This is a genomic window from Synechococcus sp. H70.1 (assembly GCF_047502705.1).
Taxonomy (GTDB): Bacteria; Cyanobacteriota; Cyanobacteriia; order Thermostichales; family Thermostichaceae; genus Thermostichus.
On sequence record NZ_JANSIV010000067.1, the window covers coordinates 1 to 1,033 of the forward strand.

The following is a 1,033-nucleotide window of genomic DNA, read 5'->3' on the forward strand; positions in this document are numbered from 1 at the left end:
CACCAGCCGGATGTAGTCCTTGGGAAAACGGCTGAGGCACTGCTCGACAGCCTGACAGGCAGCGGCCCATTCTTTTAGGTGGGCAACTCCACACTCCTGCCAGGAATGAACCCGGTAGCGGCGCGGATCCGCGTGCTCCACCTGGATCTCGTATCCTTGCGCCGAATGTGGGCCTGCACGTCTGGGCTGAGGGAAACGGGGGCAGGCTCGAGTGAGTGAGCAGCCGCAGGAGGAGGGAATGGCGGGGCGGGGAAGCGGGGGGCGCCTCCTGGGAGGAGGAGCGCTTGAGGCCAAGGTATTCTTCGGAGAGGCGGCGGGCTTCTACCCGTTGTTGCTCGGTTTTGAGCTGGTGGCCGGCCTGGATCATCGCGGCGGCGGAAAGTGGGGGGCGCCTTCTTTGCTTTTGAGCAGGCGAAAGGCAATCCCTTCTAGGCCGACTTCCATACCTGCTCGTCGTAAAGTTGGGCGCGCAGGGCGCCGAAAAAGTCGATGGCCTGTTCGGGAAAAGTGTCCACCAGGCGCTCGACTTCCTCCAGCGACAGCCCGTCGGCCTGAAAAATGCCGTGGACAATGTGAATGCGGTTCCCAATAGAACTTGCGCATGCGCCCATCGCGGATGAGGGGGGCATAGAGGGTGGAAAAGTCGTTACCGGTGGCGATGATGGGCACCCGCAGCAGGGGCTTGGGATCGTAGCTGCCGGGAAGCTGCACGTTGGTGGGGTTGTCGGCAATGTTCATCAAGGTGGCGCTGACCAGTTGCGTGTTGACGGTGTACTGGGTCATGGTGTTCAGGCGGCCAGCACCAGCATCCAGGTCATTGATCATCAGCACGGCCATCTGGCCAAATTTGCGGATGGGCTCGGCGGCCTCCCGGTAGCGCAGGCGAATCATGCGAGCCGGATCGCCGGCATCGGGGCTTTCCAACTCGCCGCCGGAGATATGAACGGCATAGACCTTCATGCGCTCGAAAATTAGGTTGCATTGGAAGGTCTTGCCCTCACCCTTACGCCCGTGGATGCCCAAGATAAGCGGA

Annotated in this window: 2 protein-coding genes and 1 pseudogene; all 3 read right to left on the reverse strand. The window is 61.7% G+C overall.

Annotated elements, in window-relative coordinates; all coding sequences use genetic code 11:
- Positions 1-294: ribulose bisphosphate carboxylase small subunit (locus tag NW827_RS04790; RefSeq protein ID WP_414503393.1), on the reverse strand; the 294-nt coding region annotated here is incomplete at its 3' end.
- A gap of 134 nt (positions 295-428) precedes the next feature.
- Positions 429-629, reverse strand: coding sequence for a hypothetical protein (locus tag NW827_RS04795; protein ID WP_414403373.1), 201 nt, complete (start codon positions 627-629; stop codon positions 429-431).
- Positions 630-648: 19 nt separating this feature from the next.
- Positions 649-960, reverse strand: a pseudogene (locus NW827_RS04800) (ribulose 1,5-bisphosphate carboxylase); the annotation flags it as partial.
- Positions 961-1,033: the final 73 nt, after the last annotated feature.

Excerpts from the sequence above, each read along its gene's own strand:
- NW827_RS04795 (WP_414403373.1), bottom strand. The coding sequence starts at position 629 with ATGCCCCCCTCATCCGCGATGGGCGCATGCGCAAGTTCTATTGGGAAC.